This is a genomic window from Pseudomonas sp. P1_F1_2 (genome assembly GCF_056405815.1).
The window spans coordinates 1-13,937 of sequence record NZ_JBFUBK010000103.1 but is presented as its reverse complement, the minus strand read 5'-3'; the positions used below and the strand labels follow the sequence as shown (position 1 = coordinate 13,937).

Here is a 13,937-nt window from a genome sequence, read left to right as displayed (position 1 = left end):
GTTCAGCTTAGGCGGCGTTCGCCACCAAGGCTGGGCGGCGGGACATCAAGCTCACCAGCACGAAACTCACCAGGCCTACACCGAGGCTGTAGTAGATCGGGGTGTTGGCGTCCAGGCCGTCTTTGAACATGAACACCAGCGCGGTGGCGAAGCCCATTCCCATGCTGGCGATAGCGCCGGCGGTGTTTGCACGTTTCCAGAAAATCGCACCCATCAGCGGGATCAGCATGCCGCCCACCAGCAGGTTGTAGGCCAGGGTCAGGGCGCTGATCACGTCGTTGACCACCAGTGCGATGCCAAGCACCACGATACCGGTCAACAGGGTGAACAGGCGGTTGATGCCCAGAGTCGACTGTTTACCGCCGCGCAGTTTCGGCAGCAGGTCTTCGGTCAGGGTGGTAGCAGCGGCGAGCAGGCCGGCGCTGGCGGTAGACATCATGGCCGCCAGGGCAGCCGCAATCACCAGACCACGAATACCGTCCGGCAGGGACAGTTTGACGATGGCGGCGAAGGCGTTGTTGACGTTGTCCAGGTCCGGGATCAGCACATGAGCGGCCATGCCGATCAGGGCGCAGGCCAGTCCGTAAAGGATGCAGTAGAAGCCTGCGAATGTACCGGCAACCTGAGCCACTTTAGCGGTCTTGACGGTGAACACCCGTTGCCAGATGTCCTGACCGATCAGGATCCCGAAGAAGTAGATCATGAAGTAGGTGATGATGGTGTCCCAGCCGATGGTCGTGAAGCTGAAGTTCGACGCCGGCAGCTTCAACACCAACTCATCCCAACCACCGACGCGGTACAGGCAGATTGGCAACAGGATGAACATCAGGCCCACGGTCTTGATGACGAACTGGACGATGTCGGTCAGGGTCAGGGACCACATGCCGCCGATCGCCGAATAAATCACCACCACGCCACCGCCGACCAATACCGATAGCCAGAACGGCAGGTCGAACAGCACTTGCAGCACGGTGCCGATTGCCAGGATCGAGACCACGCCGATCATCAGCGCATACGCCAGCATGATCACCGCGCTCGCGGAGCGGGCCATCGGGTTGTAGCGTTTTTCCAGCACCTGGGTAACGGTGTAGATCTTCAGTTTCAGCAGCGGTTTGGCGAGGAACAGGTTCAGCGCCACGATCCCGCAACCGAGGGCTGCGCACAGCCAGAAACCGGAAATGCCATGCACATAACCCAAACGTACGGTGCCGACAGTGGAGGCGCCGCCCAGAACGGTGGCAGCCATGGTGCCCATGTACAGGCTCGGGCCGAGGTTACGACCGGCGACCAAAAAGTCTTCGTTGGTCTTGGCCTTGCGCATGCCGTAATAGCCGAGTATCAGCATCGCGGCGGCGTAGATGAGTACGACGAATAAATCCAAAGCCATTGTTGCGTGTCTCCAATTGTCTTTTTTATGGTGAAGCAGAAATCAATCCCTGTGGGAACATCAATCCCTTGTGGGAGCGTGGCTTGCCCGCGATGGGGGCGCCGCGGTCCGTCAGGCAGACCGCGTCATCGTTCATCGCGGGCAAGCCTCGCTCCCACAGGTACTGCATTGATCACAGGTGGTACGTTTAATCAGGCAGCTTGTCGCATCGCTGGTTTAGCGAGCGAATGGGTGCCCTTGCTGCGGGAGTCGTTCGGGCCAAACACCGCTGCCGTTTCCGGGAACAGGCTCAGCAGTGCCAGGTACACCAGCGAGGCCAGGCCAAGGGTGACCGGCAGGCTGATGTCGATACCGCCGGCCATTTCGCCCAGTGGTCCGACAAACTGCCCCGGCAGGTTCACGAAGCACAGGCCGACGGCCGCGCTCGGGATCCAGGCACCCAGGCCACGCCAGTTCCAGCCGTGGGTGAACCAGTAACGGCCACCTTTCTCGCCACGGGTGAACACTTGCAGGTCATCCGGGCAATAGAAGCCGCGACGGACCAACAGGCCGATGATCATGATCACCATCCACGGGGTGGTGCAGGTGATGATCAGCACGGCAAAGGTCGACACGCTCTGCACCAGGTTCGCGGCGAAGCGACCGATAAAGATGAAGGCAATCGACAACACACCGATCAGCAGCGTTGCTTTAACCCGCGACAGCACGCGAGGGAACACGCTGGACATGTCCAGCCCGGTGCCATACAGCGACGTGGTGCCGGTGGACATGCCGCCGATCACTGCAATCAGGCACACCGGCAGGAAGAACCAGCTCGGCGATACCGCCAGCAGGCCGCCGACGTAGTTGTTGGCCGCGATGTAGTCCGGCGCCTTGATTGCCACGATGGTCGCGGTGGCCAGGCCGAACAGGAACGGAATGAAGGTTGCGATCTGCGAGATCACCACCGCTGCCATGATCCGGCGCTTGGAGGTTTCACGCGGAATGTAGCGCGACCAGTCGCCGAGGAACGCGCCGAAGGAAATCGGGTTGCTCATGGCCACCAGCGCAGCGCCGATGAACGCCGCCCAGAAACCGGGTTGACCCATGCCGACGGTGCCGGCGTAGTTCACATCAAAAGGACCGGCGAAGGCGAAGACGCCCAGCAGGAACAGCAGGCTGGCGCTCCACACGGCGATCTTGTTGACCCACAGCAGGAAGCGGAAGCCATAGATGCAAACGGTCAGCACCAGAATCGCGAACAGACCGTAGGCCAGGCCCAGGGTCAGGTCGGTTTCCGGCAGGCCGATCAGGCGTTTGGCACCACCGATCAACGCATCACCGGAACTCCACACCGACAGCGAGAAAAAGGCGATGGCGGTCAGCAACGACAGGAACGAACCGACGATCCGCCCGTGCACGCCAAAGTGCGCACCGGAAGACACGGCGTTGTTGGTGCCATTGATCGGGCCGAACAGGCCCATAGGCGCGAGGATCAGCGAACCCAGCAATACGCCCAGCACAATCGCCCAGACGCCCGCCTGAAACGACAGGCCGAACAAAACCGGGAAACTGCCGAGCACGGCGGTGGCAAAGGTGTTGGAACCGCCGAAGATCATCCGGAACAAGTCCGTCGGGCCTGCGGTGCGTTCGTTGTCCGGTATCTGTTCGACCCCGTGGGTTTCAATTTGCGTAAGGCTTTGGTCGTTGTTGTTGTTATTCATGATCTGCTCCGATCATAAAGGCGCGCTCATCGTGTGTGAGCGTCGCCTGTTTGGCTAAGGGGTTGGCAGCCCTTCCGGCATTGCGGATAAATGTTCGTGGCAGGCCAGCCATAGGCCTTGTTGTTCTTGGCCAGACGTTTGTTTTTTGAAAACAATCGTCTCGCGCTCCTGGCTAAAGTGCTGCTCCCCCTGCATGCGCAGCTCGGTGGCGACGTCATGAATGAAAATCGCCGCATCACCCTGCAGGCTGACGAAGGCGTTGCTCGAGGTGCACGAAAGCACCTCAAAGCCATCCTCCGAGCGCCAGGTGTCCCACAACGCCTGATAGGCATCGCGTGACAGCAGAGGCAGCTCGAGGGTGTAGAACACGAAGCTGGCATCGGTGCTGAACGCACCGAAGTAGGCTTCGCGATCGTTACGGGCAAACGCCGACACCAGATCGGCGGCGGCTTTCAGAACCTGATCACGTTCGTTCACGACCATTCCTCAGCGGTGGACCACGCCTGGCAGTACGCAGAGCATTTCGTACAGCAAGTTGGCGGCCAGCAGCGAGGTGTTGCCGGTGGTGTCATAAGCGGGCGAGACTTCTACCAGATCGCAACCGACCAGGTCGAGGCCTTGGCAGCCGCGAACGATTTCAATTGCCTGAATGGTCGTCAGACCGCCGATTTCCGGGGTGCCGGTACCCGGTGCCCAGGCAGGGTCGATGCCATCGATGTCGAAACTCAGGTACACCGGGCCGCCACCGACTTTCTCGCGAACTTCGGCCATCAATGGGGCCAGGGATTTGTGCCAGCACTCTTCGGCCTGAACCACACGGAAGCCCTGGTTACGGCTCCAGTTGAAGTCGTCAGCGGTGTAACCCTGAGCGCGCAGGCCAATTTGTACGACACGATCGCAATCGAGCAGGCCTTCTTCGACAGCGCGACGGAAGGTGGTGCCGTGAGCAATTTTCTCGCCGAACATGTGATCGTTCACATCGGCGTGAGCATCAATGTGCACCAGGCCGATCTTGCCGTGCTTTTTATGAATGGCACGCAGGATCGGCAGGGTGATGGTGTGGTCGCCGCCCAGGGTCAGCGGGATCACATCGTGTTCGAGGATCTTGTGGTAAGACTCTTCGATGATCCGTACTGCGTCCAGCAGGTTGAACGTGTTGATCGCAATGTCGCCGATGTCGGCCACCGACAGCGAATCGAACGGCGCAGCGCCGGTCGCCATGTTGTACGGACGGATCATTACCGATTCCGCGCGGATTTCGCGAGGTCCGAAACGGGTGCCGGGGCGCAGCGAGGTGCCGATGTCCAGTGGCACGCCAACGAAGGCAGCGTCCAGACCGGCAGCAGTATCCAAATGGGGAAGGCGCATCATGGTGGCGATGCCGCCAAAGCGCGGCATTTCATTGCCGCCCAGTGGTTGGTGAAGAATCTTGTCCACGGGTAGGGCCTCATCGTCGTTGTTTTATTTATGTCGGATGCGCAGGTCAGGACAGACACAGGCTCCGTTGTGGGGCGATTCTGCGAAATGTAGTGGCCGGGAAGAATCGCTACGGGCAAATACTTAGTTCAGATTTTTCTAAACTAATGGCGGCGGTGGCGATAGACTCGCGGTTGATCGTTCCCACGCTCTGCGTGGGAATGCATCCCGTGACGCTCCGCGTCACAACCCCGGAGCGGACGCAGAGCGTCCGAGGCGGCATTCCCACGCAGAGCGTGGGAACGATCTTTGGAGAGATCCCCATGGCCAACGCTTTACCCGACCTGAAACTATTGCGCATTTTCGTCAGCGTGGTTCGCCATCAGGGGTTTGCCAACGCCCAGCAAGAGCTCAACCTCTCGACCTCGGCCATCAGCACCTACATGAGCCAGCTCGAAGCGGCCCTCGGCCTGGTGCTCTGTCATCGCGGTCGCGGTGGTTTCAGCCTGACCAGCAAGGGCGAGTTGTTTCATCAGGAAACCCTGCGCCTGCTCGGTGAACTCGAAGGTTTCGAGCAATACGCCGCAGCCTTGAAAGGTGAGCTGCGCGGCACATTGAACCTGGGCGTCATCGACTCCACCGTCAGCGACAAGGCCTTGCCCTTCGCCGAAGCCATCGGCGCCTACAGCCAGGAACACCCGGCCGTGCATTTGCATTTGTCGGTGATGAGCCCTTACGAATTGCAACTCGGCGTGCAGGACAACCGCCTGGACCTGGCCATCGGTGCGTTTTCCACGCGCATGAGCGGCCTGGTCTACATGCCGCTCTATCGCGAGCAACACTGGTTGTATTGCAGTAGCCGTCATCCGCTATTTACCGAGCGGCGCATCCCGGAGCAAGTGATTACCCAGCAGCGCATGGTTGGCCGGGGATACTGGAGCCAGGCGGAACTGGCGCGTCACGGTTTCAAACACAGTGCGGCCACGGTGGAGAGTATGGAGGCGCAGTTGATTCTGGTGCTGTCCGGTGCCTACATCGGTTACCTGCCGGAGCACTACGCCCAGGCCTGGGCGGACAAGGGTGATCTGCGCGTATTACTGCCGGCAACGTTCGGTTATCAGGCGCCGTTTTCGATGATCGTGCGCCGTGGCCGCAGTCGCGAACCGCTGATCCAGACCTTTCGCGATCTGCTCAAAGCACAACTGAATCAGGCTTGATCAATGTCCAGAATCCAGTGTCCCCGTTGCCTGCGCCCACAAACCCATTGCTTGTGTCCGCTGATCCCGAGCCTCGACAGCCGAACCCGGGTGTTGCTGTTGCAGCATCCAAGCGAAGTGGATCATGCGCTGAACACCGCGCGGCTGGCGGCGTTAGGCTTGAAGAATGCCGAGCTGATGGTGGGCGAGGTCTTCGAGGATTTGCCGACATTGCTGAATCAGCCGGGATATCAGGCGCGCTTGTTGTTTCCCGGCGAGGGCGCTCAGCCGATGCAAACCTATACGGCGACTGACGAGCCGCTATTGCTGGTGGTTCCGGACGGCACCTGGCGTAAGGCGCRCAAGCTGCTGCACCTCAATCCGCTGCTGGCGGCGTTGCCGAGGGTGACGCTGGCGGACGGCGCAGTGTCGCGCTATCGGCTGCGCAAGGCACCGGGGCCGGGCGCGTTGTCGACGGTGGAAGCGATAGTGCAGGCGTTGCAAACCCTGGAAGCGCCGAGCTCGTTCGAGCCGTTGTTGAAACCGTTTGAAGCGTTGATCGAGGGGCAGATTGCGGCGATGGGGGAGGAGACCTACCAGCGTAATCATGCCGACAGGTGATCGGTGTATGTGCGGGCCTCTTCGCGGCCCGCTCCCACAGTGTCCGTTGTGTACACAAACTCTGCGAACGCCACTGAACCTGTGGGAGCGGGCGTGCCCGCGAAGAGGCCGGTTCAGAATGACTACCTTTCCCGCATCGCCTCCGTCCGGGCTTTAAGCACCGGTTTCAGCAGGTAATCCAAAACACTTTTCTCACCCGTAATAATGTCCACCGTGGCGACCATGCCGGGAATGATCAGCAGCGGTTTCACATCCCCGCCCAGGTGGTTTTTGTCAGTGCGCACCTGAATCAGATAGAAGCTGTTGCCCTTGTCATCCGTGATGGTATCGGCCCCGATCAGTTCCAGCTTCGCACTCAACCCACCATAAATCGTGTAGTCGTACGCACTGAACTTCACCATCGCTTTCTGGCCCGGATGCAGGAACGCCACGTCCTGCGGTCGCACCTTGGCCTCGATCAGCAAGTTGTCTTCCAGCGGCACGATTTCCACCATGTCGCTGCCGGGCTGGACCACGCCGCCGATGGTATTGACCTTCAGCACTTTGATAATGCCGTGAACCGGCGACACCACGGTCGTGCGTGTCACACGGTCATCAATGGCGATACTCGATGCCGTGATTTTCGACAGGTCGGTGCGTTTCTCATTCAGCTCTTTAGCTGCTTCCGAACGGAAGGATTGTTCCGACTCGTCGATCTTGCTCTTGATCTCATTGATCGCCGCTTCGGCTCGAGGGATCGCCAGCGTCGTTGCATTCAATGAGCCGCGAATCTCCACCGCGCTGCGTTTGAGGCGCAGGATTTCCACCGGTGAAACCGCGCCGGTGCCCACCAGTGGCGTGGACATGTTCATCTCTTGTTGCAGCAACGCCAGACTGGAGCTGAATTGCCCCTGTTTGGAACGGAACTCCGCCAGTTCCTGGGTTTTTTGCCGAAGTTGTTCACTCAGGGTGCGCTGTTCGCTGGCGAGCCGACGTTGCCGCTGCTCGTACAGTGAGCGCTCGTCTTCAGCGACTTGCGGTGCCTTGGCAATCACTTCTTCTGACAGCTTGAAGGGCCTGCCCTCGGCTTCCGCCGACAGACGTTCAACCTGCGCGGTCAGCGCATAGCGATCCGCTTCGCTCTCGCCCTTGTTCGACAGAAACCGCGTGTCATCCAGGCGCAGCAAGGTGTCGCCCTTGTTCACCATTTGCCCTTCGCGCACGAAGATCTCGGTGACGATGCCGCCCTCCAGGTTCTGGATCACCTGGACCTTGCTCGACGGGATCGCCTTGCCTTCACCCATGGTGACTTCTTGCAGTACCGCGAACTTGGCCCAGACCAGTGCGCTGATAATCAGCCCGGCGGCCAACCATACAGTGATCCGTGACCCGCGAGGGGAATCCTGCAACGAGGCGCCGGCGGTTTCCGGCATGAATTCGCTTTCGGCGGTTTTACCGAAACTGCCGAAGTAGCCTCGCGGCTTCGAATCAGGGAGCGAGGTGTCGGATGAGGAACGGGCCATGGGGAGCTCCTAGACAGCCGCAGAGCCGACACGGCCCTTGCGCAGTGCATCGATGACTGCTTCCTTCGGACCGTCGGCGACGATCCGCCCGTTATCCAGCACCACCAGYCGGTCTACCAGGCTGAGCATCGAGGTGCGGTGAGTGACCAGCAGCAACGTTTTTCCCTGGACCCAGCCGTGAAGTTTTTGCCGCAGAATGTCTTCGCTGCTGTTGTCCATGGCGCTGGTCGGCTCATCGAGCAGCATGATCGGCGGATCGAGCAACAAGGCCCGGGCCAGCAACACCGCCTGGCGTTGACCGCCGGACAGCAACTGCCCGCGTTCACCCACCGGCCGGTCGAAGCCTTGAGGATGCTGGCGAGCCAGCTCGGTGACGCCTGTCAGTTCGGCGACTTCGAGCATCCGTGAATCGCTGACGTAGCGGGCGCCCAGAGTCAGGTTATCGCGCAGGCTGCCGGCCAGCAGCGGCAGGTCGTGGGCGACGTAACCAATTTGCTGGCGCAGGTCGGCGACATCCAGTTGCCGCAAGTCGAGACCGTCGAGCAACAACTGGCCTTCTTCCGGCTCATAGAAACCCATCACCAGGCGGGCCAGAGTGCTTTTGCCCGAACCGCTACGGCCGATGATGCCGATGCGTTCACCCGGCTTCATGCTGAAGCTGACGTTGGCCAGTGCCGGCGCGTTCTGGCCGTTGTAGTGGAAGGTCACGCCGCTGACCTCAAGGGCACCTTGCAGTTGCGTGCGTTCCAGCGGCCGCTGTTTGGCGTCACGCTCCTGCGGCAGCCCCATCAGCGCGTCAGTGCTTTTCATGGTCAGCTGTGCTTGCTGGTAACGGGTGATCAAACCGGCAATCTGCCCAAGCGGCGCGAGCACACGGCTGCCGAGCATGTAGGTCGCCACCAGCGCACCGACGCTGAGGTTGCCGGCGATGATGCTGTAGACCCCGGCGACGATGGTCGCCATGCCGGAGAACTGCTGGATGAACAAGGTGCCGTTGGTGGCCAGCGCCGAGAGGTTGCGCGCATGGCTGTCGAGGCGGGTGAGGGCGCCGTGGGTGCTTTCCCATTTGTGCTGGCGCTCGCTTTCGGCGCTACAGGCTTTCAGGGTTTCCAGGCCGCCGAGGGTTTCGATCAGCAAGGCCTGGCGTTCGGCGCCCAGGCTCAGGCTTTTTTGCACGGTATCGCGCAGGCGCACCTGGATCACCATCGCGAAGAGGATCGTGATCGGAAACGCCAGCAACGGAATCACCACCAGCCAACCGCCGAGCAAGCCGATCACCACCAGCATCAATACAGCGAAGGGCAGGTCGATCAGGCTGGTCAGGGTGACCGCCGTGAGAAACTCGCGCAGGCCCTGGAAGTCATGAATGCTCTGGGCGAAGCCACCGATGGTCGCCGGGCGTGCCTTCATCGACATGCCAGTGATGCGTTCGAACAAGGTCGCCGAAAGGATTACGTCGGTTTTCTTCCCGGCGGTGTCCAGCAAATGCGCACGCACGACGCGCAGCACCAGTTCGAAACCGGTGCCGATCAGCAAACCGATCGACAGCACCCACAAGGTCGAAGTGGCTTGGTTCGGCACCACCCGATCGTAGGTCTGCATCACGAACAGCGGCACCATCAACCCGAGCAGGTTGATCAAAAAACTCGCCAGAATCGCATCGCTGTACAGCCATTTCGACAGTTTCAACGTGTCGCGAAACCAGGCATGCACTCGCGGCACCAAGGGCGAGCGCAAGTCTTCGAGTTCATGGCGTGGCCGGGCGAACAAGGCCTGGCCACTGTAATTTTCGGCCAGTTCTTCACGACTGACCCATTGTTCGCCGCCGTCGGCTTCGCTGGGCAGGATCAACACCTGACCGTCATCGCCGAAGCGGCGCAGGATGGCCGTGCGGCCATTATTGAGGATCAACATCACGGGCAGGTTGAGGGCAGAAATGTCCCCCAGCTCGCGGCGCAACAAACGCGCCTGCAGACTGGCCCGGGCCGCTGCGCGGGGCAGCAGGTCCAGGCTCAAGCGTTGTTTGTCCAGCGGTAGCCCCGCACTCAGGCTGGCGCGACTGACGGTCGCGCCGTGGAGTTTGCAGAGGATCAACAGACCGTCCAGAAGCGGGTCATCGAAGCTCAGGCGCGGATCGACACCGGTGTTGCCGGATTCCATGCTGGTCACATTGATCGCTCCAGTGAGCTACTTCAATTCAGGCAAACGGGCTTCGTTCTTCACTTCGGTGGAGGCGATCGCATCGGCGGGCAATACCACCCGTTGCTTGCTCAGTAGCTGGCCCATGTTAGCCAGTACGCGGTACATCGAGAACTCCTCGGTATAGCGCACTTCGGTGTAGCGGCGGTTGGCGTTGTAGAGCTCGTTTTCACTGTCGAGCAAGTCGAGCAGTGTCCGTTGACCGAGGCCGAACTGATCCTGATACGCAATGCGCACGCGTTTACTGGTTTCGGCGTATTCGCGGGCGGTCGGGGTTTGTTTCTTCGCATTGACCATGGCGTTCCAGGCCAGGTGAATGTTCTCGTTGAGTTGGCGCAGGGCGTTGTTGCGGATGTCCATTGCCTGGTTGATCTGGTGCGCATCGGAAGCCAGGCGCGCCTTGTCGCTGCCGCCTCGGAACAGGTTGTAGTTCATCACTACACCCACACGCCACTCGTTGTCATGGCCTTCATCGCCTTGCACGTTGTTGTTCGCGCCCACCGCGGCTTCGGCGTCGAAGCGTGGGTAGAACGGCGATTTGGCGACTTCGTACTGGCTCTCGGCCGATTGCACGTCCGCCTGGGCGGATTTCAGGTACGGGTTGTTCTCCACCATGCTCTGCTGGGCTTCCGGCAGGGCGGTGGGTACTTCGCCGCGGATCGATGGCGGTGTTTCGAGCTCATCGGGGATGCGCCCTACAACGGCGTAGAAGTTCGACTCGGCATCCGCCAGATCGACTTCGGCGGTGTCGAGGTTGTTTTGTGCCAGTGCGCGACGGGCGCCGGATTGATCGGAGTCAGCGTTGCTGCCGACGCCACGTTGGGTGCGAAGGCCAATCTGGTCGTTGACGCGCAAGTGGGCTTGCAGGTTGTTCGTGGCCAGGGTCACCAGTTCACGGCGCTTGAGGACTTCAAGGTAAACCTCGATGGTGCGCAGCGCCAGGTCCTGAGCGGTGCCTTGCGCGTAATAAGCGCGGGAGTTGGCCACGTCTTTGGTGCGCGCTACTTCGTTCGAGGTGTTGAAACCGTCGAACAGCATTTGCCGCAGGCGCAGTTCCGACTGGGTGTAATTGAGGGTTTCAGTGTGGTGATTGCCGAATGCCCGGGTGTTGGTGTTGTCGCTGTACCCGCGCCCGTAGGCGGCGTTCAGATCAACTGATGGATAAAAGCCCCCTTTGGCAACTTTCACCTGCTCATCCGCGGACAGGCGCGCGTCCACTCGCGAGGCCAGTTCCGGGTGGGTCGCGATAGTGCTCTGGATAGCCTCGGTCAACGACATGGCTTGAGCGCTGGAAGTGCAGGCCATGGCCAGCAAAACCGCGCTGCAGAGGGGGGTTAAAACGCGCATGGGTGCATCTCCCTGAATTCCTGATGGTGCTTATTAGTCGCCAATTATTTGACGGCATTTATAGGTAAAACCGTTTCACCCTTGTAACAACAGAGCTAAGAACATTCTAGAGCGTAGCTAAGAAATATTTTTCATAATCCTTATGCCAAAAAAAACTTATGCCGTCAGCAAAATCCAGCACATTGTTCAATACGAAAGCCCTTGAATTATGAGCTTTAGGGAGCTTGCAGGGGTTTTAACAAAAGTTCCATCCACTTATCGACATGGGGCGGGGAAGTGCTGAAGGGGAGGGAGGCGTAACGGTAGGGAGTGACGGTTTTTTGTCACTCGACTGGATCAGGACTGTTACGCATCGTTCATCAGGCAAATCGCGACACTAATGGGCCCTGAAGCCATTGATTGCATAGGGTTTATCCCACAGTCGCAAACATTGCCGTTGATCGACACGCTGGGCGAGTTCATCGCCAGGGCGGCGGTTTACTCCGGTAAACCCTCCCTGCAGGCGAGCCGCGCAGCGACCTGCTTTTAACCATGAGCACATTCTTCGCTGACAAACAGGATGCCGACGACAGCTGTTGGCAGCGGAGGAAATGCACATGGCTACGCTCATCGGTATCGTCAGTAAAGTCATTGGTCAGGTGTTCGCGGTTGCGAGCGATGGCACCCGGCGTGCGTTGGTCGAGGGCGATCGATTGTTCGCCGGCGAGCAACTGGTTACCGGAGCCGAAGGCGCAGTGGCCGTTCATCTGAAAAATGGCCAGGAACTGACCCTCGGGCGTGACAGCAGCCTGCAAATGACCCCGCAGCTCCTCGCCAATGAGTCGCCGCACGTCGGCACCTCTGAGGCGGTGACGCCGAGCGAAGCGCAACTGACCGATGTCGAGCAACTGCAAAAAGCCATCGCGGCCGGCGCTGACCCGACCCAGACCGGTGAAGCCACGGCGGCCGGGCCAGGTGGTTCGACCGGGGCGGCCGGCGGTGCTTTGGGCGGCGGCCACAGTTTTGTCATGCTCGAAGAAGTGGGCGGGCGGGTTGACCCGACCATTGGCTTCCCGACGGCTGGGTTTGGCAGCATTCCCGAATTCCCGGAAGAACGGCACAACGCCGATATCCAGAACGCCGACGGCACCCCGGCCGTCGTGGCGCCACCGCTAACTCCGACCGTCGAGGTACCTCCGCTAATCCCGGTCAACAACCCGGTCACGCTCAACGGCCTGTCGGTGACGGGCGGCGAACTGACCGTCAGCGAAGCCAACCTGGCTGACGGTTCTGCGAGCAATCCGGGCGCGCTGACTCAGAACGGAACGTTCAGCGTGTCGGCACCGGACGGGTTGAACAGCCTGAGCATCGGCGGCATCCATGTGATCAGTGGCGGGGTGGCCGCCGGTTTTCCGCAGTCGATCACCACTCAACTGGGCAATACCCTGACCATCACCGGTTACAACTCGCTCACGGGCGTGGTGAGTTACAGCTACACCCTCAACGGCAACGACACCCATTCGGCCGGCGATGGCGCCAACAACCTCAGCGAACAGTTCACTGTGGTGGCCGGCGATAGCAACGGTGACACCGCCACTGGCACGCTGGACATCAACATCACTGACGACGTACCCAAGGCGGTCGATGACGGCAACGCCGACACTGCGTCGGAAACCTTGCTGACCCTGACCGGCAGCGTCCTGCCAAACGACACTCAGGGCGCGGACCGCATTTCCACCGGCCCTGACAGCGGCCCGGTAATTGGCGGCACCTTCACCGGGACCTACGGCACCTTGGTGCTCAACGCAAACGGCACGTACACCTACACCCTCGACACCAGCGGTGCCGATTTCAAAGCGTTGCATGGCGGTGGCAGCGGCTCGGAAACCTTCACCTACACGCTGACGGATGCGGACGGCGACACCAGCACCGCCAACCTGGTGCTGCAAATCCACAACAACGATGACCCGGTCACGATTGACGGCCTCAATATCGAAGGCGCCGAGCTGACCGTTTTCGAGAAAAGCCTCAGCGACGGCAGCAGCCCGGACGCCTCGGCGCTGACGCAAAACGGCACCTTCACCATCACCGCCCTCGATGGCGTTCAAACCCTCGATATCGGCGGTGTGCATGTGGTCGTCGGTGGCGTGGCTGCCGGTTTCCCACAATCAATCGTCACGCCGTTGGGCAGTACGCTGACCATCACCGGGTTCGACGCCGCCACCGGCGTGGTGAGTTACAGCTACACCCTGGTGGACAACTTGGCGCATCCAACCGCCAACAGCCCCGATACCCTGTCCGAGCAATTCGCTGTCACTGTAGTGGACGACAACGGCACCACTGCCAACGCCAACCTCGACATCAACATCGTCGATGACCTGCCTCAAGGCGTCGACGACAGCAACGCCGACACTGCCTCGGAAACGCTGCTCACCCTCAACGGCAATGTGCTGACCAACGATGTACAGGGCGCCGACCGCGTGATCACGGGGGAAAATTCCGGCCCGATCACCCCAGGCACGTTCGTCGGGACTTACGGCACCCTGGTGCTGAATGCCAACGGCACCTACACCTACACCCTGAACAC

At 60.4% G+C, this 13,937-nt stretch carries 10 protein-coding genes; 3 read left to right on the top strand and 7 right to left on the bottom strand.

Annotated features, from left to right (window positions below; translation table 11 throughout):
* Nucleotides 1-7: 7 nt before the first annotated feature.
* The 4 genes from AC1D2P_RS24545 to speB all read right to left on the bottom strand — a co-directional run bounded on the left by AC1D2P_RS24545 (nucleotide 8) and on the right by speB (nucleotide 4,527).
* Nucleotides 8-1,387: a sodium:solute symporter family protein gene (locus AC1D2P_RS24545; protein ID WP_477758567.1), complete on the bottom strand. Its 1,380-nt coding sequence runs from the start codon at nucleotides 1,385-1,387 to the stop codon at nucleotides 8-10.
* A 191-nt stretch (nucleotides 1,388-1,578) separates the two neighbouring features.
* Entirely contained in the window at nucleotides 1,579-3,090 is a 1,512-nt protein-coding gene (locus AC1D2P_RS24540) for a purine-cytosine permease family protein (RefSeq protein ID WP_046033361.1), read from the bottom strand.
* A 54-nt stretch (nucleotides 3,091-3,144) separates the two neighbouring features.
* Nucleotides 3,145-3,567, bottom strand: a complete 423-nt coding sequence (locus tag AC1D2P_RS24535; protein WP_109788239.1) for a YybH family protein — start codon at nucleotides 3,565-3,567, stop codon at nucleotides 3,145-3,147.
* A gap of 9 nt (nucleotides 3,568-3,576) precedes the next feature.
* Nucleotides 3,577-4,527 carry an agmatinase gene (speB, locus tag AC1D2P_RS24530; protein ID WP_027925808.1) on the bottom strand — a complete coding sequence of 317 codons (951 nt, stop codon included), beginning with the start codon at nucleotides 4,525-4,527 and terminating at the stop codon, nucleotides 3,577-3,579.
* Nucleotides 4,528-4,829: 302 nt separating this feature from the next.
* Between speB and AC1D2P_RS24525 the strand changes: the two genes are divergently transcribed.
* The gene (locus tag AC1D2P_RS24525) at nucleotides 4,830-5,723 is read left to right on the top strand and encodes a LysR family transcriptional regulator (RefSeq protein WP_007945995.1); all 894 of its coding nucleotides are present in this window, start codon (nucleotides 4,830-4,832) and stop codon (nucleotides 5,721-5,723) included.
* 3 nt (nucleotides 5,724-5,726) lie between these two features.
* Nucleotides 5,727-6,323: a tRNA-uridine aminocarboxypropyltransferase gene (locus AC1D2P_RS24520; RefSeq protein ID WP_477811632.1), complete on the top strand. Its 597-nt coding sequence runs from the start codon at nucleotides 5,727-5,729 to the stop codon at nucleotides 6,321-6,323.
* 122 nt (nucleotides 6,324-6,445) lie between these two features.
* On the opposite strand, the gene AC1D2P_RS24515 is transcribed toward AC1D2P_RS24520, so the two are convergent.
* The 3 genes from AC1D2P_RS24515 to AC1D2P_RS24505 are packed head-to-tail and all read right to left on the bottom strand — an operon-like array spanning nucleotide 6,446 to nucleotide 11,371.
* Entirely contained in the window at nucleotides 6,446-7,825 is a 1,380-nt protein-coding gene (locus tag AC1D2P_RS24515) for an HlyD family type I secretion periplasmic adaptor subunit (RefSeq protein WP_109788228.1), read from the bottom strand.
* A gap of 9 nt (nucleotides 7,826-7,834) precedes the next feature.
* Nucleotides 7,835-9,994 carry a type I secretion system permease/ATPase gene (locus tag AC1D2P_RS24510; protein WP_109788227.1) on the bottom strand — a complete coding sequence of 720 codons (2,160 nt, stop codon included), beginning with the start codon at nucleotides 9,992-9,994 and terminating at the stop codon, nucleotides 7,835-7,837.
* A gap of 18 nt (nucleotides 9,995-10,012) precedes the next feature.
* Nucleotides 10,013-11,371 (bottom strand): TolC family outer membrane protein, encoded by a 1,359-nt coding sequence (locus AC1D2P_RS24505; protein ID WP_223522448.1) that lies wholly within the window; start codon nucleotides 11,369-11,371, stop codon nucleotides 10,013-10,015.
* Between the two features lie 596 nt (nucleotides 11,372-11,967).
* Here AC1D2P_RS24505 and AC1D2P_RS24500 point away from each other — a divergent pair.
* Nucleotides 11,968-13,937: retention module-containing protein (locus AC1D2P_RS24500; protein WP_477811631.1), on the top strand; the 1,970-nt coding region annotated here is incomplete at its 3' end.